The 21,654-nt window shown below is 62.0% G+C and carries 19 protein-coding genes and 1 pseudogene; 14 read left to right on the top strand and 6 right to left on the bottom strand.

Annotated elements, in window-relative coordinates; all coding sequences use genetic code 11:
- Window positions 1–50: 50 nt before the first annotated feature.
- Window positions 51–854, top strand: a complete 804-nt coding sequence (locus BFX80_RS03765) for an arginyltransferase (RefSeq protein WP_084207979.1) — start codon at window positions 51–53, stop codon at window positions 852–854.
- A 351-nt stretch (window positions 855–1,205) separates the two neighbouring features.
- Window positions 1,206–1,424, top strand: a complete 219-nt coding sequence (gene infA, locus BFX80_RS03760; protein WP_024953359.1) for a translation initiation factor IF-1 — start codon at window positions 1,206–1,208, stop codon at window positions 1,422–1,424.
- Window positions 1,425–2,169: 745 nt separating this feature from the next.
- Here infA and clpA read toward each other — a convergent pair.
- The 3 genes from clpA to icd form a co-directional block, all read right to left on the bottom strand.
- A complete protein-coding gene (gene clpA / locus BFX80_RS03755) occupies window positions 2,170–4,434 on the bottom strand; it encodes an ATP-dependent Clp protease ATP-binding subunit ClpA (protein WP_084207978.1) in 2,265 nt (754 codons plus the stop codon).
- A gap of 33 nt (window positions 4,435–4,467) precedes the next feature.
- The gene (gene clpS, locus BFX80_RS03750) at window positions 4,468–4,869 is read right to left on the bottom strand and encodes an ATP-dependent Clp protease adapter ClpS (RefSeq protein WP_077375336.1); all 402 of its coding nucleotides are present in this window, start codon (window positions 4,867–4,869) and stop codon (window positions 4,468–4,470) included.
- A 316-nt stretch (window positions 4,870–5,185) separates the two neighbouring features.
- A complete protein-coding gene (icd, locus tag BFX80_RS03745; protein WP_065392420.1) occupies window positions 5,186–6,448 on the bottom strand; it encodes an NADP-dependent isocitrate dehydrogenase in 1,263 nt (420 codons plus the stop codon).
- 100 nt (window positions 6,449–6,548) lie between these two features.
- On the opposite strand from icd, the pseudogene BFX80_RS03740 reads away from it, so the two are divergent.
- The 11 genes and pseudogenes from BFX80_RS03740 to BFX80_RS03690 all read left to right on the top strand — a co-directional run.
- Window positions 6,549–7,130: pseudogene (locus BFX80_RS03740) on the top strand (pseudouridine synthase); the annotation flags it as partial.
- A gap of 227 nt (window positions 7,131–7,357) precedes the next feature.
- Window positions 7,358–7,807 carry an NUDIX domain-containing protein gene (locus BFX80_RS03735; RefSeq protein ID WP_084207976.1) on the top strand — a complete coding sequence of 150 codons (450 nt, stop codon included), beginning with the start codon at window positions 7,358–7,360 and terminating at the stop codon, window positions 7,805–7,807.
- A 173-nt stretch (window positions 7,808–7,980) separates the two neighbouring features.
- A complete protein-coding gene (mnmA, locus tag BFX80_RS03730) occupies window positions 7,981–9,162 on the top strand; it encodes a tRNA 2-thiouridine(34) synthase MnmA (RefSeq protein WP_077375345.1) in 1,182 nt (393 codons plus the stop codon).
- The gene (hflD, locus tag BFX80_RS03725) at window positions 9,159–9,794 is read left to right on the top strand and encodes a high frequency lysogenization protein HflD (protein ID WP_077375348.1); all 636 of its coding nucleotides are present in this window, start codon (window positions 9,159–9,161) and stop codon (window positions 9,792–9,794) included. The genes mnmA and hflD overlap by 4 nt, the downstream gene beginning before the upstream one ends.
- Before the next feature lie 149 nt (window positions 9,795–9,943).
- Window positions 9,944–11,311: an adenylosuccinate lyase gene (purB, locus tag BFX80_RS03720; RefSeq protein ID WP_077375351.1), complete on the top strand. Its 1,368-nt coding sequence runs from the start codon at window positions 9,944–9,946 to the stop codon at window positions 11,309–11,311.
- 327 nt (window positions 11,312–11,638) lie between these two features.
- Window positions 11,639–12,892 (top strand): cupin domain-containing protein, encoded by a 1,254-nt coding sequence (locus BFX80_RS03715; RefSeq protein ID WP_084207975.1) that lies wholly within the window; start codon window positions 11,639–11,641, stop codon window positions 12,890–12,892.
- Window positions 12,889–13,320: a GNAT family N-acetyltransferase gene (locus tag BFX80_RS03710; RefSeq protein ID WP_077375356.1), complete on the top strand. Its 432-nt coding sequence runs from the start codon at window positions 12,889–12,891 to the stop codon at window positions 13,318–13,320. Before BFX80_RS03715 ends, BFX80_RS03710 begins: the two co-directional genes overlap by 4 nt.
- Window positions 13,321–13,685: 365 nt before the next feature.
- Window positions 13,686–14,459: a hypothetical protein gene (locus tag BFX80_RS03705; protein ID WP_084207974.1), complete on the top strand. Its 774-nt coding sequence runs from the start codon at window positions 13,686–13,688 to the stop codon at window positions 14,457–14,459.
- 192 nt (window positions 14,460–14,651) lie between these two features.
- Complete coding sequence (gene aceA / locus BFX80_RS03700) at window positions 14,652–15,962, top strand: isocitrate lyase (protein ID WP_077375362.1); 1,311 nt, start codon at window positions 14,652–14,654, stop codon at window positions 15,960–15,962.
- Between the two features lie 394 nt (window positions 15,963–16,356).
- On the top strand, window positions 16,357–16,869 hold the full coding sequence (locus BFX80_RS03695) for an outer membrane lipoprotein (protein ID WP_077375365.1): 513 nt from the start codon (window positions 16,357–16,359) through the stop codon (window positions 16,867–16,869).
- 451 nt (window positions 16,870–17,320) lie between these two features.
- Entirely contained in the window at window positions 17,321–18,412 is a 1,092-nt protein-coding gene (locus BFX80_RS03690) for a lipid A deacylase LpxR family protein (RefSeq protein WP_205632729.1), read from the top strand.
- Between the two features lie 138 nt (window positions 18,413–18,550).
- Here BFX80_RS03690 and BFX80_RS03685 read toward each other — a convergent pair whose 3' ends face one another.
- On the bottom strand, window positions 18,551–18,835 hold the full coding sequence (locus BFX80_RS03685) for a hypothetical protein (protein ID WP_077375371.1): 285 nt from the start codon (window positions 18,833–18,835) through the stop codon (window positions 18,551–18,553).
- Between the two features lie 624 nt (window positions 18,836–19,459).
- On the opposite strand from BFX80_RS03685, the gene BFX80_RS03680 reads away from it, so the two are divergent.
- A complete protein-coding gene (locus tag BFX80_RS03680) occupies window positions 19,460–19,942 on the top strand; it encodes an FKBP-type peptidyl-prolyl cis-trans isomerase (protein WP_065392558.1) in 483 nt (160 codons plus the stop codon).
- 244 nt (window positions 19,943–20,186) lie between these two features.
- Here the strand turns inward: BFX80_RS03680 and BFX80_RS03675 are convergent, their stop codons facing one another.
- Together BFX80_RS03675 and BFX80_RS03670 are read right to left on the bottom strand one after the other, a co-directional pair.
- Window positions 20,187–20,885: a DUF3047 domain-containing protein gene (locus BFX80_RS03675; RefSeq protein ID WP_240499662.1), complete on the bottom strand. Its 699-nt coding sequence runs from the start codon at window positions 20,883–20,885 to the stop codon at window positions 20,187–20,189.
- A gap of 89 nt (window positions 20,886–20,974) precedes the next feature.
- Window positions 20,975–21,622: a CDP-alcohol phosphatidyltransferase family protein gene (locus BFX80_RS03670; RefSeq protein ID WP_084207971.1), complete on the bottom strand. Its 648-nt coding sequence runs from the start codon at window positions 21,620–21,622 to the stop codon at window positions 20,975–20,977.
- Window positions 21,623–21,654 lie beyond the last annotated feature (32 nt).

Raw genomic sequence — 21,654 nt, 5'->3', positions numbered from 1 at the left:
CGATGGGCTGCCGGCGTCCACACTGATGCAGTGAGGGAGATGAAGCGAAGGTGAGCAGCAATACCCCCAAACAACCGCAACGCGATCTGCGCTTCTTCCTGACCGTGCCCCATGCCTGCAGCTACCTGGAAGGACGCCAGGCGACCACGCTGTTCCTCGACCCACAGGAAGCGCCCAACTCAGGCGTCTATGATGCTCTGGCTCTGCTCGGCTTTCGTCGCAGCGGCTCACACCTCTATCGACCGCACTGCGGCGATTGCCGCGCCTGCATCTCGGTACGAGTCCCCATCGCCGACTTCACGCCCAACCGTACCCAGAAGAAATTGCTCAAGCGCAATGCCGATCTCACCATCGAGGAAGGCCCGGCACTGTTCGATCCCGAACACTATCGTCTGTATGCGCACTATATCCGTAGCCGTCACGCCGATGGCGACATGTTCCCGCCAAGCCACGAGCAATACCGTACCTTTCTGACGTCACGCGATGAATATGCACGCCTGATCAGCTTCCGGCTCGATGGCAGACTGGTGGCGGTCGCGGCCATGGATCGCATGAGCCATGGGCTGTCCGCCATCTACACCTTCTACGACCCCGATGAAGCCTTCCAGTCGCGCTCCCTCGGCACCTACGCCGTACTGTGGCAGATAGAGCAGGCGCGCCGGGAGGCTCTGGCGCATCTTTATCTGGGCTACTGGATACGGGATTGCCGCAAGATGAACTACAAGCAGCATTTCCAACCGTTGGAATACCTGGATGGCAGCCATTGGCGTCGTCGGATCCCCTTCAGCTTCCATGATACTCACCTCCCCCTGAGCCTCATCAAGACTGGTGACAGCCTGCAGCGCGACGCCTAGGGCCCGCCTTCGCCTTCCCGCTCCTGAAAGGATGGGGAACCTCATGGCAGTGCCGCTGCCCAACCTCGGTGCAGCGGGTTCTCGAGAGGGGATTCGAAAGGGAAGCTCGAGAGTGGACAGGGGCAGCCCCTACCGCCGGCGGAACCTGTCGGTGGCACTGGATACGATTTTATCGCTCCTGCGGCCTGCCCACGAGCGCTCAAGGAGCGTACAATCTCGCTTCGACTTTGCCTTGCTGCCGCCCTTGCGGCACAATATCGCCTATCGAAGTCCCGAATCCGGCACTTTTCTGTGCGCGGATGGCTCGGAACCCACCGCATTACTCCCTGTATCAGATGAGGATCAGCCTATATGGCGCGTGAAGATCATATTGAAATGGAAGGCGTCATCGTCGACACCCTTCCGAACACCACTTTCCGTGTAGAACTGGAAAACGGCCACATCGTGACCGCACACATCTCCGGCAAGATGCGCAAGAACTACATCCGCATCCTGACCGGTGACAAGGTCAAGGTTGAGCTGACTCCCTACGACCTGTCCAAGGGCCGTATCGTCTACCGTTCGCGCTGAGCACGGTCTGACTGCCTTGCCGGTCACTCGACATCGAGCATCAGGCTGCGGGGGCATGGCAAATCAAGATCTGCCCTCACCCCACTTGCCAATGCTCCCTGTGACACCGGCTGGCTGAACCGGCCGTCCTGGCATTTCAGACATGGAAGCCTTTCCTGCCTGATCCCCCCGCTCGGACCCGGAACAGCGCACCACCAGCCCTTCGTGACACGACTCCTCGTGACATTGAAGGCGCGTCTCGATGGTGCGCGCCAGAGTATTCCGATGATGCCGCTTTGCCCCGTGGATGCGTACTGAGCCCGAACGCCCGTCTGGCCTTCGCTCCCATCCCATGAGGACAAGCGGCTCATCCATGCCCCCGCCCCTGCCATGACACGCTGCCCTTGCGGCAGAGGCCTTGGCGTGGGCGCCTTTCACCTTTCCCCTTCTGCGTAATCCGTCCTCACCCCCTCTTCTTCCTTGCTGACTGGCACCTTGCTGGCTGGCTGCAGATACTCCTTGTTCACGCACCTGGCTCACGCTCCCTTGCCCTCTTGCTTCTCTTGCTTCTCTTGCCTCTGTCTTGGCTGCACCATCGGCCGTCCTTTCCGCCATGGACCCTGCTGTCGGCATTTGATCCTCGGCGGAGCGGAATCACTGCGCAAATGCGCTCTTGCGGGCAAAAGAAAACGGCCAGTGCCTGAGCACTGACCGTTCATTGTGATGATGCTGCGGGGCATCAATACATCACGAGACGCGGCGACCCTCAGGCCATTTCAGCCTCGGTCTCCAGGTGCAGTTCGCCGTTATCGACCGTGACATGCACGATACCACCGGACTCCGACAGATCACCGAACAGGATCATCTCGGCCAACGGCTTCTTGAGCTTCTCCTGAATGACGCGCGCCATCGGACGAGCCCCCATCGCCGGGTCATAGCCCAGAGTCGCCAGCAGGTCTCGCGCTTCATCCGCCACGTCCAGCTGCACGCGTTTCTCGTCAAGCTGTGCCTGCAGTTCGACCAGGAACTTGTCGACCACATTGCGCACCACGGCGAGATCCAGCGCGCCGAACTGGATGATGCCATCCAGACGGTTGCGGAATTCCGGCGAGAAGGTCTTGCGAATGACTTCCATCGCATCGGTGGAGTGATCCTGATGCTTGAAGCCGATGGAGCGACGCGCCACCTGCTCGGCCCCTGCATTGGAGGTCATCACCAGGATGACGTTGCGGAAGTCCGCTTCGCGACCGTTGTTGTCGGTCAGGCGGCCGTGGTCCATCACCTGCAGCAGCAGGTTGAAGACTTCCGGGTGTGCCTTCTCGATCTCATCCAGCAACAGCACACAATGCGGCTGCTTGGTGATGGCTTCGGTCAGAAGCCCGCCCTGGTCATAACCGACATAGCCCGGCGGTGCCCCGATCAGGCGCGAGACAGTGTGACGCTCCATGTACTCGGACATGTCGAAGCGCACCAGCTCGATCCCCATCAACGCTGCCAGCTGACGCGCGACCTCGGTCTTGCCGACACCTGTCGGCCCAGCGAACAAGAAGCTGCCCACCGGCTTGTCCGGCGCCTTGAGTCCGGCACGCGACAGCTTGATGGCTGCCGAAAGGCCGGTGATGGCATCGTCCTGACCGAACACCAGCATCTTGAGATCACGCTCGAGATTGGACAGCAGCTTCTTGTCGGAGCTGGAGACCGTCTTCGGCGGAATGCGGGCGATGGACGCCACGATCGCCTCGACCTGCTCGGTATCGATGGTATCGACACGGATGCTCTCGGGCAGCAGACGCTGGTGAGCACCGGCTTCATCGATCACATCGATGGCCTTGTCGGGCAGCTGACGATCGTTGATGTAGCGATCCGCCAGTCGCACCGCCGTCTCGAGCGCCGCATCGGTGTACTTGAGGGCATGGTGTTCCTCGAAGCGACCTCGCAGCCCCTTGAGGATGCGAATGGTGTCGTCCACCGACGGCTCCATGACATCGACCTTCTGGAAGCGACGTGCCAGCGCACGGTCCTTCTCGAAGATGCCGCGGAATTCCTGGAAGGTGGTGGAACCGATACAGCGCAGCTCACCGGAAGACAGCAGTGGCTTGAGCAGATTGGAGGCATCCATCACGCCACCGGACGCCGCCCCCGCCCCGATGACGGTGTGGATCTCGTCGATGAACAGGATCGAGTTCGGTTCCTTGCGCAGCTCCGCCAGCAGAGCCTTGAGGCGCTTCTCGAAATCACCGCGGTACTTGGTACCCGCCAGCAGCGCGCCGAGATCCAGCGAGTAGACGACGGCTTCCTTGATGACTTCCGGGACGTCTTCCTCGACGATTCGCTTGGCGAGACCTTCCGCGATGGCGGTCTTGCCGACACCGGCCTCGCCGACCAGCAGCGGGTTGTTCTTGCGACGGCGCACCAGAATCTGCACCACGCGCTCGAGTTCTTCATCACGGCCGATCAGCGGATCGATCTTGCCCAGACGTGCCTGGTCGTTGAGGTTGGTGGCGTAGTTGGTCAGCGGGCTGTTGCCGCTCTCGCCGCTGCTCTCCTCGCCTTCCTCGCTCTCGACCGACGCCTGAGGCGCCTGGGTGTGACCCGCCACCTTGGAAATGCCGTGGGCGATGTAGTTGACCGCATCGACCCGCGCGACATTCTGCTGCTTGAGGAAGTAGACCGCCTGGCTTTCCTGCTCGGAGAAGATGGCCACCAGCACGTTGGCGCCGGTCACTTCACTCTTGCCGGAGGATTGGACATGGAAGACAGCACGCTGAAGCACGCGCTGGAAGCCCAGCGTCGGCTGCGTCTCGCGGTCTTCCTGCTCTTCCGGGATCAGCGGGGTGGTGGAGTTGATGAAGTCCTGAAGGTCGACTCGCAACTTGTCCAGATTGGCGCCACAGGCGCGCAAGACGTCCGAAGCGGAGGCATTGTCGAGCAGTGCCAGCAGGAGGTGTTCCACGGTCATGAATTCGTGGCGCTTGGAACGTGCCACGGTGAAGGCCGTGTTCAGGGTCAGTTCAAGTTCTTTGCTCAACATGGCAAGTCCCCTCTAGGCCGCGTCTTGGACGGATCACTCCGCCCGGTCGATGTCGCACAGCAGCGGATGCTGGCACTCTCGAGCATATTGATTCACTTGGTGGCATTTCGTTTCCGCGATGTCGCGGCTGAAGATGCCACAGGTTCCTTTTCCCTGATGATGGACAGCGAGCATGATCTGTACTGCCTGCTCCTGATCCTTGTTGAAGAAGGTGGTCAGCACCTCCACGACGAAATCCATCGGCGTGAAGTCATCATTGTGCAGAACGACCTTGTACATGGGCGGTGGCGCCAGTTCGGGCTCAGCGGTAGCGAACGCCAGATCGCCATCCTGATCCTCCTGGTGCGACGGCTCCTGTGCCGAGGGAGCCTGATTCCTGATCCGCAACAGCTGCGAGAAAGAGAAGCTGCTGCACGATGTGTCTGTCTTGAACATAAGGGGCTGATCCGGTGAACACAAGCAGTGGCGAAGCTGATTGCCTCAACGCGCCACGACGGAAGGCCACTTCCATCGCCGGGCATTGACGTTGATGGGATAAGGAAAAGATGAGGGCATGTCGCGCATGATGCAAGCGCCCTGCGCTCAAGTGTGCTCGCGAGCGGGCGCAAAGCGCGCCGGAATGTCGTCTCCTGGAAGACGAAACGACATCTCAAGACGCAAGAAGGCCCCCGGACACGTCCGGGGGCCTTCTTCTGAAAACCCTGCACTGCCTGAAACGGAACGTCAGTCCCTGTCAGACAAGTGTCGGATCTCAGGCATCCATGTTGTCAGCGACAGCCTGACCGAACTCGGAGCACTTGAGCAGCTTGGCATCGTCCATCAGGCGATGGAAGTCATAGGTGACTTCGCCCTTGGCGATGGCCTTCTCGACGCCTTTCAGCACGAGATCCGCGGCTTCGACCCAACCCATGTGACGCAGCATCATCTCGGCGGAGAGGATGACGGAGCCCGGGTTGACCTTGTCCTGACCGGCGTACTTCGGTGCAGTACCGTGAGTCGCTTCGAACATGGCGACGGTGTCGGACAGGTTGGCACCCGGCGCGATACCGATACCACCCACTTCCGCCGCCAGAGCGTCGGACAGGTAGTCACCGTTCAGGTTCAGGGTAGCGATGACATCGTATTCCGCCGGACGCAGCAGGATCTGCTGGAGCATGGCGTCAGCGATGACGTCCTTGACCACGATGTCCTTGCCGTTGTTCGGGTTCTTGAAGGTCATCCACGGGCCGCCATCCAGCAGCTCGCCGCCGAACTCGTCCTTGACGATTTCGTAGCCCCAGTCCTTGAAGGCACCTTCGGTGAACTTCATGATGTTGCCCTTGTGCACCAGGGTCAGCGACTCACGGTCGTTGTCGATGGTGTACTGGACAGCCTGACGGACCAGACGCTTGGTACCTTCTTCGGACACCGGCTTGACGCCGATACCGCAGTTCTGCGGGAAGCGGATGTTGGTGACACCCATCTCTTCGCGCAGGAACTTGATGACCTTGTCGGCTTCCGGCGTTCCCGCTTTCCATTCGACACCTGCGTAGATGTCTTCGGAGTTTTCGCGGAAGATGACCATGTCGACGTCGGCCGGCTTCTTGACCGGACTCGGCACACCCGTGAACCAGCGCACCGGGCGCAGGCAGGTGTACAGGTCAAGCTTCTGACGCAGCGCGACGTTCAGGGAGCGAATACCACCGCCCACCGGAGTGGTCAGCGGACCCTTGATGGAAACGACGTAATCCTTGACAGCCTCGAGAGTCTCTTCCGGCAGCCAGGTGTCAGCGTCATAGACGTGAGTGGCTTTTTCACCGGCGTAGACTTCCATCCAGTGAATCTTGCGCTCACCGCCATAGGCCTTTTCGACAGCAGCGTCGATGGCAATCTTCATGGCCGGAGTCACGTCCACACCGATACCATCGCCTTCGATGAACGGGATGATCGGATTATTCGGAACGTTGAGGGTATTGTCGGAATTTGCGGTGATCTTGGCACCGCCTTCCGGGACGACAATCTTCTGGAACCCCATTGATAACTCCCCTGTCATGGATTCAGTGGAGGCGCGAGTATAGCACCCGTGCCGCTTCTCACAGTAGGCTTATACGGCAGCCGCGACAAAAGTCTAAACCATGTCTCTCATATATCTGCTACACAAGCCCTACCGCGTTCTGACGCAGTTCACCGACCGCGATCAGGGCCGTCAGACCCTCGCGGACTTCATCGACGTGCCGGATGTCTATGCCGCCGGACGCCTCGATTACGATTCGGAAGGATTGCTGCTGCTCACCAGTGATGGCGCGCTCTCCCACCAGATCGCACATCCGAAGAAGAAGCAACCCAAGACTTACTGGGTGCAGGTGGAAGGTGCCCCTGATGAGCAGGCCATCGCCGCGCTGAGAGCCGGCGTGGAGCTCAAGGATGGCATGACCCGACCGGCCCAGGTCAGGCTCATCGACCCACCGGCGTTGCCAGAAAGGCAACCTCCCGTGCGCTTTCGTGCCAGCATTCCCACCCACTGGCTCGAGATCATCATCAGCGAGGGTCGCAACCGACAGGTACGCCGGATGACCGCACATGTCGGTCTGCCGACACTGCGCCTTGTCCGAGCCGCCATCGGCCCCTGGAAGCTCGATGGCCTGGCACCCGGCGAGTGGCGCAGCGAGGAGGGCGAGATGCCCGTGCCGCCACGCCAGGCGCGCCCGCCCGCTCGTGGCAGGAACGCTGGCGGCGGCTCCGGGGAGCGCAAGAACGGCTCGGGGCCGAAGCAGCGCACCAGGGGTGCCGACAAGCGCAAGCCTCGACAGTCCGACAGGCAGGCCGGCCACCATGCCGACGGCAAGCCAGCGTCGGGCAAGGCAGCCGCAGGCAAACGCAGCGGCGGATCTTCGCGTCCCTCCTCCTCGCGCCCCCCCTCCCACAAGAAAGGAAGAAAATCCTGATGGCTGCACGCTGGACCCCGAATGCCACCGTTGCCTGTGTCGTGGAACGCGCCGGGCGCTACCTGATCGTCGAAGAGGACAAGGGCGGCCCCGCGACGCTGTTCAACCAGCCGGCCGGCCACCTCGAGCCCCACGAGCGCATCATTGATGGCGTGCAGCGCGAGGTACGTGAGGAAACGGCCTGGCGTATCCTGCTGACAGGCTATCTTGGCCTGTACGTGCACGTTGCCGGGGATGGCACCCATTTCCACTCGCATGGCTTCGAGGCAGCGGCGCTGGAGCACCTGAACACGCCACTCGACCCTGACATCGTCAGGACCCACTGGCTGACTCTCGAGGAAATCGAGCAGCTGGAGGCCATGGGGCGTCTGCGCAGCCCGCTGGTGACCCGCCGCATCCGCGACAGCCTGCGTGGCAAGCGCTTCCCGCTCGACGTCATCCACGATTGACACGCGCCATCGTGACCGCTCAGGCGCCTGCCGTGCGTCAGAGGCTGCAGGCGGGGTGAATCCCACCCACGCCTTCAGGTATAATCGCGGTCAATCAAGCGGTGCCAGAATGACGTATCCGCCGCCTCCCCTGTTTGTGACGACTCGCGGCCACGCGGGTGACGAGAGAACTGATGACCGCTGAAACCGGTACCGGAACCAAGGTCATCGTCGGCATGTCCGGCGGTGTCGACTCCTCTGTCTCTGCCCTGTTGTTGATGGAGCAGGGCTACCAGGTCGAAGGCCTGTTCATGAAGAACTGGGACGAAGATGACGGCAGCGAATACTGCACCGCCATCGAAGACCTGGCCGATGCCCAGGCCGTGTGCGACAAGCTCGGCATCAAGCTGCATACCGCCAACTTCGCCGCGGAGTACTGGGACAATGTCTTCGAGCACTTCCTGGCCGAGTACAAGGCCGGTCGCACGCCGAATCCCGACATCCTTTGCAATCGGGAGATCAAGTTCAAGGTCTTCCTCGAGTATGCCGAGATGCTGGGTGCCGAGCTGATCGCCACCGGCCACTACGTGCGTGGCGGCGTGCGTGACGGTCGTGCGCGCCTGCTCAAGGGCCTGGACACCAACAAGGACCAGAGCTACTTCCTGCACGCCGTGCCGGAGTCCGCCATCGCGCGTACCCTGTTCCCGGTGGGAGAACTGGAGAAGCACGAAGTGCGGGCCATCGCCGAAAGGCATGAGCTTGTCACCGCGCGCAAGAAGGATTCCACCGGTATCTGCTTCATCGGTGAGCGACGCTTCGCCGACTTCCTCAAGCAGTACCTGCCGGCCCAGCCGGGCAAGATCGAGACACCTGACGGCGAGGTCATCGGCGAGCACATGGGCCTGATGTACTACACCCTCGGCCAGCGCCAGGGCCTGGGCATCGGCGGACTGCGCAACCATCCGGACGCTCCCTGGTTCGTCTGTGCCAAGGATCTGGAGCGCAATGTGCTGATCGCCGTGCAGGGCAAGCACCACGAGCTGCTCTACACCCAGGTCCTGAGCACCGAGTCCGTCGACTGGGTGGCGGGCGAGCCGCCCGCGGCCGATGCCAACGGCGAACTGCGTATCCGCTGCAAGAATCGCTACCGTCAGGAAGATCAGGCCGCGACCTTGATCGTCAATGACGGCCAGCGTGTCGAGGTACGCTTCGATGAGCCACAACGTGCCGTCACGCCCGGTCAGTCAGCCGTCTTCTATCTCGGCGACATCTGTCTGGGTGGCGGCGTGATCGATGCCGCCTGGAAACTTCCGGCAGCGGCCAGCAGCATGGCCGCCGCCCCGCTCTCTGGCCCCGAGGAGTCTGCCGCGCAATGACCAGCGTGCCGATCCGTCCCGTCACTGATACCACCACCCGCCAGGCGCTTTCGCTGGCGGGCGTCTTCCAGGCGGCCGCGCTGGTCGATGAGCTCGCCCGTCACGGCCAGTGCGACGAGCGCGCCTGGGAAACCCTGGTCAACGCCACTCTGGACACCAACCCGGAAAGCTTCGAGGCCATCTACGGCGGGCATCACAACCGCCTGCGCCTGGGCATCGACACCGTGAGTGCGGTGATGGATCGGCGTCAGGTCTCCCCCGTGGTGATGCGCTATGGCTTCTCGCTGGTGATGCTGATGAGCAAGCTCAAGCAGGACCCGGACATGCTGGACAAGCTGGGGGCAGGCCTGACGCGTATTCAGGGCCAGGCCGAGCACTTCGGGCCGACCCACGAGAACGTGATCGCAAGCCTCGGCGAGCTCTACCAGCAGACCCTCTCCACTTTCCGTTACCGGATCGTGGTGCAGGGCGATCCCGGTCTGCTGCAGCAACGCATGATGCCAGAGCGCATCCGTTGCGCCCTGCTGGCCGGCGTACGCTTCGCGCTGCTGTGGGACCAGCAGGGCGGCCGTCGCTGGAAGCTGATCTTCCAGCGCTCCGCGCTCAAGAAATCCCTGCGCCAGCTGGACTGATGCCGGCTCGCCTGGCCGGCAGCACGCCCGCCAGGCAACACCGCGCACACCCCGAATTCGCTTCAACAACGCTGGAACCCGTCAAGCGGGTTCCGAGACACTTGAACTGGCAGCACGTCCTGTCCTGCCACCATCGGAAGATTCTCATCATGCAGCTGTCCGCCCTCACCGCTCTGTCTCCTGTCGATGGCCGTTATGGCGCCAAGACCGAGGCCCTGCGCGAGCACTTCAGTGAATTCGGCCTGATCCGTGCCCGTGTCACCGTCGAGGTGCGCTGGCTGCAGCGCCTGGCCGCCCACGCCGAGATCGCTGAAGTGCCGGCTTTCTCGAAGGAAGCCAACGCCGTACTGGACGCCATCGTCAGCGACTTCAGTGTCGAGGATGCCCAGCGCATCAAGGACATCGAGCGCACCACCAATCACGACGTGAAGGCGGTCGAATACTTCCTGAAGGAGAAGGTCGAGGGCAACGCTGAGCTCAACGCCGTCACCGAATTCATCCACTTCGCCTGCACCAGTGAAGACATCAACAACCTGTCTCACGCCCTGATGCTGCGTGGCGGTCTGGACAACGTGCTGCTGCCGCAGATGCGTGAAGTGACCGAGGCCATCGTCGCACTGGCTCACCAGCACGCCGAACAGCCGATGCTGTCGCGTACCCACGGCCAGACTGCCAGCCCGACCACCCTGGGCAAGGAAATGGCCAACGTCGCCGCGCGTCTGCGTCGTCAGCTGGCGCAGATCGAACGCATCGAGATGCTCGGCAAGATCAACGGTGCCGTGGGCAACTACAACGCCCACCTGACCACCTACCCGGCCATCGACTGGGCGGCCAATGCCGAAACCTTCGTCGAGAGCCTCGGCCTGACCTTCAATCCGTACACCACCCAGATCGAGCCGCACGACTACATCGCCGAGCTGTTCGATGCCGTCTGCCGCTTCAACACCATCCTGATCGACTTCGATCGTGATGTCTGGGGCTACATCTCGCTGGGCTACTTCAAGCAGCGCACCGTGGCCGGCGAGATCGGCTCTTCCACCATGCCGCACAAGGTCAACCCGATCGACTTCGAGAACTCCGAAGGCAATCTGGGCATCGCCAACGCCGTGCTGGGCCATCTGGCGCAGAAGCTGCCGATCTCCCGCTGGCAGCGTGACCTGACCGACTCCACCGTGCTGCGCAATCTCGGTACCGGTCTGGCACAGGGCCTGATCGCCTACCAGGCGACCCTGAAGGGCATCAGCAAGCTGGAAGCCAACCCGGAACGCCTGAACGCGGATCTGGACAACAGCTGGGAAGTGCTGGCCGAGCCGATCCAGACCGTCATGCGTCGTTACGGCATCGAGAAGCCCTACGAAAAGCTCAAGGAGCTGACCCGTGGCAAGCGCATCGACCAGGCCGGTTTCGCCGCCTTCATCGAGACGCTGGAACTGCCGGAAGACGTCAAGACCGAGCTGAAGGCTCTGAGCCCGGCCAGCTACATCGGCAACGCCATTGCACAGGCCAAGGCGCTCTAAGCGACATTGCGCACTGCATGTCAGATGACGCCGGGGCCTCTGCTCCGGCGTCATGCATTACGCATCACGTATCACGTATCACGTATTACACATCAGACAGCAGGCATCAGGCGACGCGCTGCATGCGGCGCTCGTTGCACGACCATGTATTCACGACCATGAATTCACGACCACTGACGTATCCACGTCAGTGCGCACGACATGTCACGCCCCACGCGGGCCGGCATGGATCGCATTGCCGCCAGCCAACCGGAAGCGGCTTCACCGACGTCATCGCGAGACACGCAGGCCCACCAAGGGCCGCGGCTCACGTTCGAGAGGTTCTGCATGAGCACATCCCCCGCCCCCCACGACACCGACACGCCACTGGCACTGTTGGGCGGCCTGAGCATCCGCGAATTCCTGCGCGACTACTGGCAGCAGAAGCCGCTGCTGATTCGCGGCGCCTTCGCGGATTTCGAGACGCCGCTGGAAGCCGATGAACTGGCGGGACTGGCCTGCGAGGACGGCATCGAGGCACGCCTGGTGGAAGAGCATGGTCCCGACAAGGCCTGGCAGGTCAGCCACGGGCCTTTCGATGACGCCACCTTTGCGCGCCTCGATGCCAAGGACGACAGCCAGTGGAGCCTGCTGGTGCAGGCAGTGGACCATTACGTCCCGGACGTCGCTGCCCTCTTCGAGCCCTTCACCTTCCTGCCGCGCTGGCGCCTCGATGACATCATGATCAGCTACGCGCCCACCGGCGGCAGCGTCGGCCCGCACCTGGACAACTACGATGTCTTCCTGCTCCAGGCGCAAGGCCAGCGTCACTGGCAGCTGGGCGGCATGCACGGTGATGACGCCGAGATCATCGATGGCATCGACCTGCGCATCCTCAAGCACTTCGAGGTCACACCGGGCGAGGATTGGGTGCTGGAGCCGGGCGACATGCTCTACGTGCCGCCGCGTCTGGCCCACCACGGCGTCAGCCAGTCCGATGACTGCATGACCATCTCGGTCGGCTTCCGTGCCCCTTCCGCCGATGAAGTCGTCACCTCCTATGCCGATTACCTGGGCGCCAGCCTGCCGGAATCGCTGCGCTACCGTGACCAGGGCATGGCACCGGTCGCCAATGCCGGCGAGCTGGACGACGCCTCGCTCGAGCGCGTACGCGAACTGTTGCTCAGCACGTTGGACAACCCGACCCAGCTGGCCCAGTGGTTCGGTCGCTACATGACCCAGCCCAAGTATCTGGAGCAGCTCGCCGCCCGTGAGCCGGCGCTCAAGACGCATGAGCTGGTCGAGTATCTAGAAGATGAAGGCGTACTGGTGCGCTCGCTGGGCTCGCGCTTCGCCTTCCGTCACGGTGAGAATGACACCAGCACCCTGTTCGTCGATGGCGATGGCGTCCCCGCGACCCCGGCGCTCGCGGAAGCGCTGGCCTCCAGCGAACGCCTGACGGCGGTGTTGCTTGACTACACGACGGCCGACCTTGATCGCAAGGCCGTGGTCAGCCTGCTCACGGCGCTGGTCAATCGCGGCAGTCTGATTCTGGAATGCGACCTGCAGGACGAAGAGGACGAGGAGGAAGATGACGCATGAGTGACGCCATGATCAGTCTGGAACGCGGTGACTGGCAGACCCTCGCCGATGAGGCCAGCGAGATCCGTCGCGTGGTCTTCATCGAAGAGCAGCAGGTCCCGCAGGACGAGGAATGGGACGGCCGCGACGAGCAGTGCGTCCATTTCCTGGCACGCCTTGAAGGGCGTGCCGTCGGGACCGCTCGCCTGTTGCCGGATGGCCATGTCGGTCGCGTCGCCGTGCTCTCCCAGGCACGGGGGCTGGGGCTTGGTCTGCGCCTGATGGAGGCGGCCATTCATGCCGCTCGCCAGGCGGGTCACGCAGAGGTACTGCTCGATGCCCAGATCCACGCTCTGGAATTCTATCAACGCCTGGGCTTCACGGCCTTCGGTGAGGAATTCATCGATGCCGGGATACCGCACCGCAGCATGCGCTTGATTCTCAACTGAAAAGCGACGTTTTGTCACCAGAAACCGGCTCCCTGTGGGGGCCGGTTTTTTTATGCCTTGAAATATCTTGTAGTCTGGCTACAACGTGAAACGTGACCAAGTCATCATTCCCCAGGGCCCATTAAACCTGACATGATGATGATATTGAAAATATTAAAACACTCGTTTGTCATGCGAATTATCCGCAGCGTTGAAATGGTATGAAACGGGCGTTTTAATACGACCAAGGAATGAAAGACAACGCGATGATTCACAGCGATGCTAGGAGTCATCCCCATCACGCTGCATTGCGGCATCGCCAATCAGGAGGCCTCCCCATGCATGGCATACCCTCTGCAACGCTTGCCACATCCAGCGGGAGCTCCATGGCCAACGTCAGCAGCCATGTGCCGGGACGCAGCGCCACCAGTGGCATCACGGGGAAGCCACTGGAGGAAGCCCGGAGTGAGCTGTGGCACTCCCGAGAGATGCAGGCACGCCTCGCCAGACTGGCTCGCCCGATGATCGACCTCCTGCCCAGCGTTCCACCAGAACCGACCGCTGCACAGGCACAGACGATCTGTCATCTGAGCCGTGACAAGCGCTGGCACCTGGCAGGCAACGACTGGCAATGGCAACGATTCGATGGGACCTCGCAGCCCGCGTCGACGAGACCGGAGCCGGGATTGCGCGACGACACCTGGCAGGTGGCACGTCAGGGTGACGGACTGGCGGCTGATTCACGCCTCGCGCTACCCGGGCTCGAGCAAGCCGTGAAGGGGCTCATGATCGCCGGACGCCCCCTCCCGCTGGCCTTCTGGACGCTGGCCGCCGCGCGGCATCGCGGCGAACGCCATGCCGGGCTCGATATCGCTCACATCGGCAGTGTGCGAGAGGCGCTCTGCTGGGGGGAGCTCATCGCGCGCCTCAGAGCGCCGGATGGCCGCCCTCCCCGCGTCACGGCAAGACTTGCGAACTGCACGGTGCCAGTCCTGGAGGCCAGCCTCTACTTCCTGCAGCCCTGGCTCGAGCGTCTGACTCTGCAGCCTCATCCTGAGATGCGCGAGGGCTGCCATCAGGTACTGCTCGAGAGAACTCGCCTGACCGACACGACTTCAAGACCCACAACAACAAACGATGATCTCGCTATCCCACGATGACAATGACAAATGATGGATAGCGCTTGGCGGCGATGAGCGGCAGGCAGCCCGGAGGGTCTCACGACATTTCCGCACGCCAGTCTCTGACCAGGTCCCGCCCTGATTCACCAGATGACACGGCAACAGACACAAGACACCACGACATGCCAGGCGCCCTCGAGGCCCTGCGACGAAGCCATCAGGAGATGCACCATGACTCAATCACGTGCCGAACAGATTGCAGCGCTGGAAAAGGACTGGGCCGAAAATGCACGTTGGGAAGGCGTGACACGCCCGTATTCCGCCGAGGATGTGGTGCGCCTGCGCGGCTCCGTCCAGGAAGCCAACACCCTGGCGACGCGTGGTGCCGAAAAGCTCTGGAAACTGGTCAATGGTGATGCCAAGAAGGGCTACGTCAACTGTCTTGGCGCCCTGACCGGTGGCCAGGCCATGCAACAGGTGAAGGCCGGTATCGAAGCCATCTACCTGTCCGGCTGGCAGGTCGCCGCTGACAACAATACCAGCGAGGCCATGTACCCGGATCAATCCCTTTACCCGGTGGATTCCGTGCCGACCGTGGTCAAGCGCATCAACAACACCTTCCGTCGCGCCGACCAGATCCAATGGCAGAAAGGGGCCAATCCGGGCGATGCCGGCTTCGTCGACTACTTCGCGCCCATCGTGGCGGATGCCGAGGCAGGCTTCGGTGGCGTACTCAACGGCTATGAGCTGATGACCGCCATGATCCGCGCGGGCGCCTCCGGCGTGCACTTCGAGGACCAGCTGGCGTCGGTCAAGAAATGTGGTCACATGGGGGGCAAGGTGCTGGTGCCGACCCAGGAAGCGGTGCAGAAGCTGGTCGCCGCGCGTCTGGCCGCTGACGTGGCCGGCGTGCCGACGCTGGTCATCGCGCGTACCGATGCCAACGCCGCTGACCTGATCACCTCTGACGTCGACGACTACGACAAGCCGTTCCTGACCGGCGAGCGCTCCGACGAAGGCTTCTATCGCGTCAATGCCGGCCTGGATCAGGCCATCGCACGCGGTCTGGCCTACGCGCCCTACGCCGACCTGATCTGGTGCGAGACGGCCAAGCCGGACCTCGAGGAAGCACGCCGCTTCGCGGAAGCGATCAAGAAGGAATACCCGGATCAGCTGCTGGCCTACAACTGCTCGCCTTCCTTCAACTGGAAGAAGAACCTCGACGACGCCACCATCGCCAAGTTCCAGCAGGAACTCTCGGACATGGGCTACAAGTACCAGTTCATCACCCTGGCCGGCATCCACAACATGTGGTTCAACATGTTCGATCTCGCCTACGACTACGCCCAGGGCGAAGGCATGAAGCACTACGTCGAGAAGGTACAGGAAGCCGAATTTGCCGCCGCCGAGAAGGGCTACACCTTCGTGGCACACCAGCAGGAAGTCGGCACCGGCTACTTCGATGACATGACCAATGTCATCCAGGGTGGCAACTCCTCCGTCACCGCCCTCACCGGCTCTACCGAGGAAGACCAGTTCTGATCCCAGCACTTCCCTGCAGACAGCAGACAACCCTCGGCGAGACAGAGACTTGACCGAGAGTCACCATCCGAAGACACGCAAGCCCGTTCACGCGGGCTTGCGTGTCTTCGTCGTTCCAGAATTCGGTGCATGGGGCGCGACGCAACAGTGGCACGGGTGCTCCCGTCCGGGATGGCGTGCAGGGGAACCCGAGAATGGCGACGTGGTCTATACTGTTAGGAAACAGTGTTCTTGCACTGTCACGGGGGCATTGCCTCGGCCCTCGACAGCGCAACGACACGGTGGCGGCCAACGGACGTGCCAGCCAGCTTCTCTCATCCGTCGTCATCGGCCTCCACACCCCATGACCTCATCACAACCGAATGTTGCACCGCTTCCTGCGAGGAAATACATCATGAGCTTCCCGACCCACTCACAACGACGTCCTGACGCGAAACGCTCGGCACGCTGGTTGCCAGTGATCGCCATTGGCCTGCTGACACTGGGTGGCTGCGCGAACAGCGATATCTATTCCGGCAACGTCTACACCGGCGATCAGGCCAAGCGCGCACAGTCCGTCAGCTACGGCACCATCACCTCGCTGCGCCCGGTGCAGATCCAGGCACAGGATGAAGGCAGCGGCGTGCTTGGCGGCCTGGGTGGCGCGGTCGTCGGCGGCCTGCTCGGCAGCCAGATCGGTGGCGGTTCCGGCCGCGCGATCGCCACCGCCGCCGGTGCCATCGGCGGTAGCGTCGCGGGCAAGTCGATCGCTGACAACGTCGACCAGATCGACGCCTACGAGATCGAGGTGCGTCGCGATGCTGGCGACAGCCTCATCGTCGTCCAGAAGGCCGATACCGCCTTCTCGGTTGGCCAGCGTGTCCGCCTGGTCGGCTACGGTGCCAACCTGAGCGTCGCCCCGTATTGATCCTCTTGATGGCTGGTGCCCTTGCCGGGTGCCAGCCATTCAGTGTCTTCCCTCCCTGAACGACTTCTGTTGCAGGCCTCTCTGCACTCAAGAGGCTCCTGCCGTTTTGCGGCTTTGCTTGCTGCCCTCGCCTTCCCGGTATTCATGCGCTTGCCTGGTCCCTCGCACGCGCCTGACGCTGGCGTATCGATATTTTCCTCTCTCTTTCTCTTTCCCTTGCTCTCTCTTTCTCTTCCTCACGCATGAGCGGCGCGCCGTACGGAGTGATCCATTGGTCATCTATTGATTAACAGGCTATGAAATCGTGATTTTTTGTGCAAAGTTATACACATGCAGCTTAACTAGACTCTGTGTACAACTTTTCGTCCCAGGAGTTGCGATGCGTCCCGTCACTGCCCGTCCTACAGATTCTCCTCAGAGCGCCCGCCAGACGCCTTGCAGCGCGTCATCCTTGACCAGTTCCTCCCACGGACACCGCCGTTATGGTAATGAGAGTCCGTGCGCGACTATCGTCACCCGCCATGTCCCGCAGATAGCTCCCGCCTTCTCCACGCGACGGCTGGGGCTGGCGCTGATCATGCTCGGCGCGGTGGCGCTGGCCCCCATCGTGGAGGCTGACGAGGACGAGGGTGGCGTGCTGTCTCTCAAGGTCGAGAATGATCTTCTCGCCTCCGGCGATGACGGCCACTACACCAATGGGTTTGCGCTGAGCTATACCTTCGCGACACCGGATCAGCATTGGTCTCGCGCCTTCGCCGACTGGGTGCCCGGTTTCAGCGCTGCACGTCTGGATGCCACGGCCTATCGTTTCGGACAGCAGATCTATACCCCCAACGACATCACTCGCGAGCAACCAAACGAGGATGATCGCCCCTATGCGGGCTATCTGTTCGGTGGCCTTTCGCTGTTCGCCGGTGAAGAGGGAGAGGATTGGCGACGGGTCGATACCTTCAATCTGGACCTCGGCATCGTCGGTCCCGCCTCAGGTGCCGAGAAGGCGCAGAAGGGAGTCCACGAGATCACCGGCAGTGATGACCCACAGGGCTGGGACCATCAGCTTCACAATGAAGCCGTGGTCAATGCCGGCTGGCAGAGCCAGCTGTGGCTGCCGGCAAGCCTGGGGGGCCTGGAAATGGAGTACGGCCCCTCTGCCTCGATGGCACTGGGCAACCTGTATACCTACGCCGGCGTGGGGGGCGGTGTGCGCATCGGCCAAGGACTGTCACGCAGCTACGGCATCCCGACCGTCGCTCCCTCCCAAAGCGGGCGTCAGTATTTCGAGCCGGATGGTGAATTCGCCTGGTATCTGTTCGCCAATCTGGAAGGCCGTGCCGTAGCGCGCAACATGCTGCTGGACGGCAACAGCTTTGAGGACAGTGACTCGGTGGACCGTCGCCCGCTGGTAGGAGATGTCCAGCTCGGCTTTGCCCTGAGCTGGCAGCGCTGGCAGCTCGCCTTCGTCAACGTCTGGCGCACGCACGAATTCGAGACCCAACAGGAAAGCGATCAGTTCGGCTCCATCACGCTCTCCACCTGGCTGTGAAGACCAGAGACCGACGGTGAGAACAGGCGTGCCAGACGCACGAAGGCCGGGCATCTGCCCGGCCTTCGTGCGTCCGTGGGAGGCAACGGATCAGCGCGTCACACGCGGACTGAAGCCTCCCGGGATGATAAAGGCAGATCAGTGCATCTTGACCTTGCTCATGCCCCAGCAGATCAGCTTGCCGCCGATGAAGGCGATCAGTGCCAGCATGATCAGCGCCATCAGCATGGAAATGGGGTTGACGATGAAAGTAGCGCCCAGCACGGCAAGCGCTGCGCCCCAGACATAGCGATCACCGCTGTCGATGCTCAGGGCATCCGGCAGGATGCGCTTGACGGTGGCACCCAGCGAGCCCTCCCAACGGTTCAAGCACAGCATGAAGAGCGCGGCGAAGCTCACCAGCCAGATCAGTGTCACGGTCATCGAAATTCTCTCCTGAAAGATAGGGTCGCATGGAACATATGATTGTCGTTTCCCGCCAGCGGCCACGGGGCAGACCTTGCGAGCGGAGCCGGTAACGAAAGGCCCGCGTCAGAATTCGCAGTCTGAACAGGCAGAGTAACGGCCCCCCGATGCCCTCGCAAGCGGACAGCACCAACCATTGTCGGTCATTGGTCATGAGACCGTGATTGGCGCCTGAAGTTGCCCTGCCTCGTAGAGCGAAGCGCGGCCAGCTCCCCCTTTCTTCTCTCGTGTTCTCCTCTTTCTTCTCTCCTGTTCCTCCCCCTTTCCTTCTTCCCTCAATCTTCCCTCAAGCCCCTCTCTCCTCCATGCCCGTCGCCTTCCCGCCCTGGAAGCTCGCGCAGGCGTGTAGTCTCACCCGGGGCAACAGGCAAGAAAAAATTCGGGGACCGGGTTGAAAAGCCTCCTTCAGGGCGTCACCTAGTATTTCAAGACACGGTGACGTGGATGACATGCCCTGCAGGATGGCTGTTCAACAAGCTGCAAGCCACGCGATACGCGGGATTTTTCCTCGTAGCCCCCTGACAGCCACCTCAGGGTCACGTTACCATTGACCGTTCATATACCTATCGAAAGGCCCTCAACATGCAAATCGCCCAGAATGCCGTCGTATCCTTCCACTACACCCTCACCAACAACGAAGGTGAAGTGCTGGATAGCTCCGAAGGCCGTGAGCCGCTGGCCTACATCCACGGTGCCGGCAACATCGTTCCGGGCCTCGAGAAGGAACTCGATGGCAAGACTTCCGGTGACAAGCTGAAAGTCGCTGTCTCTCCGGAAGAAGGTTACGGTGATGTCCAGGAAGCGCTGGTGCAGGAAGTGCCGCGTGAAGCCTTCCAGGGCGTCGAAGAGATCGAAGCCGGCATGCAGTTCCAAGCACAGACCCAGGGTGGCCCGCTGATGGTCACCGTCACCAAGGTCGAAGGCGACACCGTCACTGTCGATGGCAATCACCCGCTGGCCGGTGAGACCCTGAACTTCGACGTCGAGATCACCAACGTGCGCGAAGCGTCCGCCGAAGAGCTGGAACACGGCCACGTTCACGGTGAAGGTGGCGTGGAGCACTAAGCTCCGCCCCTTCCCTCATCGGGTGGCCCTGTCGCCCGATGAGTGCTTCACACGAGAGGTGTGACGCCTGAACCTGAAGCCCCGCCACCGAATTCTCGGTCGCGGGGCTTTTTCATGTCTGAAACCTGGTTCTCAGGCCCAGTTCTGAGGCCCAGTTCTGAGGCCCAGTTCTGAGGCCCGGTTCTGAAGCCCGGTTCTGATGATGCTGTCTTTGATGAGGCTTCCCGAAGGCTCGCTCTGCAGATCAGGCGCCGCAGCTGGGCGGCGTGGCATCACTGGAAAGGCTCAGCCCACGGAACAGCGCCGTGGCGTCGCCTCCGGCATTGTCACCGTCGGCCATCAACGCAAGCCCGGCTATCTCGTCTGGCGTGCTACCGAACAGCGCCGAGTAGTCGGCACGCAGGTCGCGTACCTCGGCGACCCACTGCCCCACCTTCTGATCACCGGACTCCACCGCCAGCAGCACGGCGCGGTCAGTGAAGGCATTGTCCCAATGACTGTCCTTCGCTTCACTGCTGGACCAGACGTAATTGATGGCCTCTACCTGCCACGGCAGGATGCCGGTCTTGTTGACCACATAGAGGCGCGCCGGGTAGTCATCCCCTCCCTTGGTCTTCTCGTTTACGCCCGGATAGATGCTGTCCACCTGCCAGCACCACTTCAGATAGGGCGTCTCCTCGAGCGAGATATCTTCCTCAAGATAGCGTGCGGAGGCCTGCCCCTGAGCACGCGCCTCGAGAGCGGGACGGCCTTCGCGCTCCACCACGCGATACGCGGTCTGGCCTTCGAAGGTCTTCTCGCCCCAGGCGAGAATCTCGGCCGGCATGAAGGTCTGGTCAGCCGCCAGCGCCGCGGAGGGCATCGCCGCCGCCAGCAGGCCACTGGAGGCGACTGCCGCGAGCATGGGGAGGAAGCAAGACAACTGACGGGAAGTGGTTTTCATTGGCAAGACTCCGGAGCGCTTGAACAACGCGATGAAAAAAGATGACGGGACGAGTCACCTGCAGGGCCAGGTACCGCGCTTGGCACGCATCAGTCCGGGTCGGTGCCGTGCTGCTCGCTTCGGTCCTGGGCCCGTAAGGTGACATACCCTCCCCATACGCGCGTCAGCGTGGTCAGGATGCATGCCGCCGCGAAGATCCACGCCAGCCATGCGAAATGGTGCGGCATCAGACAGGCCAGCACGAAGAAGCCGATCGTCTCGGTGCCTTCTGTCAGGCCATCCAGATAATAGAAGGCCTTGCGGGTGAAGTTGGGGCGCTCCAGCTGGTGCTTGGCCGCCATGATGGCAAAGGCCAGAAAGCTGGATCCCGTGCCCACGAAGGCGAACAGCAACGCCACGGCCGGCATGGCATTGGTGGCCGGGTCTGCCAGTGCAAAGCCCACCACGACGGCGGCGTAGAACAGGAAATCAAGACAGATATCCAGAAAGCCGCCGGCGTCCGAGCTCAAGCCCGCATGACGCGCCAGGGCACCATCCAGCCCATCCACCACCCGATTGATCAGGATCGCGATCAGTGCCAGCCCGAATTGCCCATAGGCCAGCAGCGGCAATGCCAGCATGCCGATGACGAAGCCAGCCAGCGTCAGTTGGTCAGGATGCAGACCGCCTTCCGCTGCGCTACGTGCCAGGCGTTTCAGGGGTGGCTGTACCCAGCGTGAGGTCCACTTGTCCAGCATGCTTCATCGACTCCAGAATGATTGAATGGGGA

It is taken from the genome of Cobetia marina (genome assembly GCF_001720485.1).
Taxonomy (GTDB): domain Bacteria; phylum Pseudomonadota; class Gammaproteobacteria; order Pseudomonadales; family Halomonadaceae; genus Cobetia; species Cobetia marina.
The sequence above is the reverse complement of the archived record's forward strand: the minus strand, read 5'-3'. Positions and strand labels throughout refer to the sequence as shown.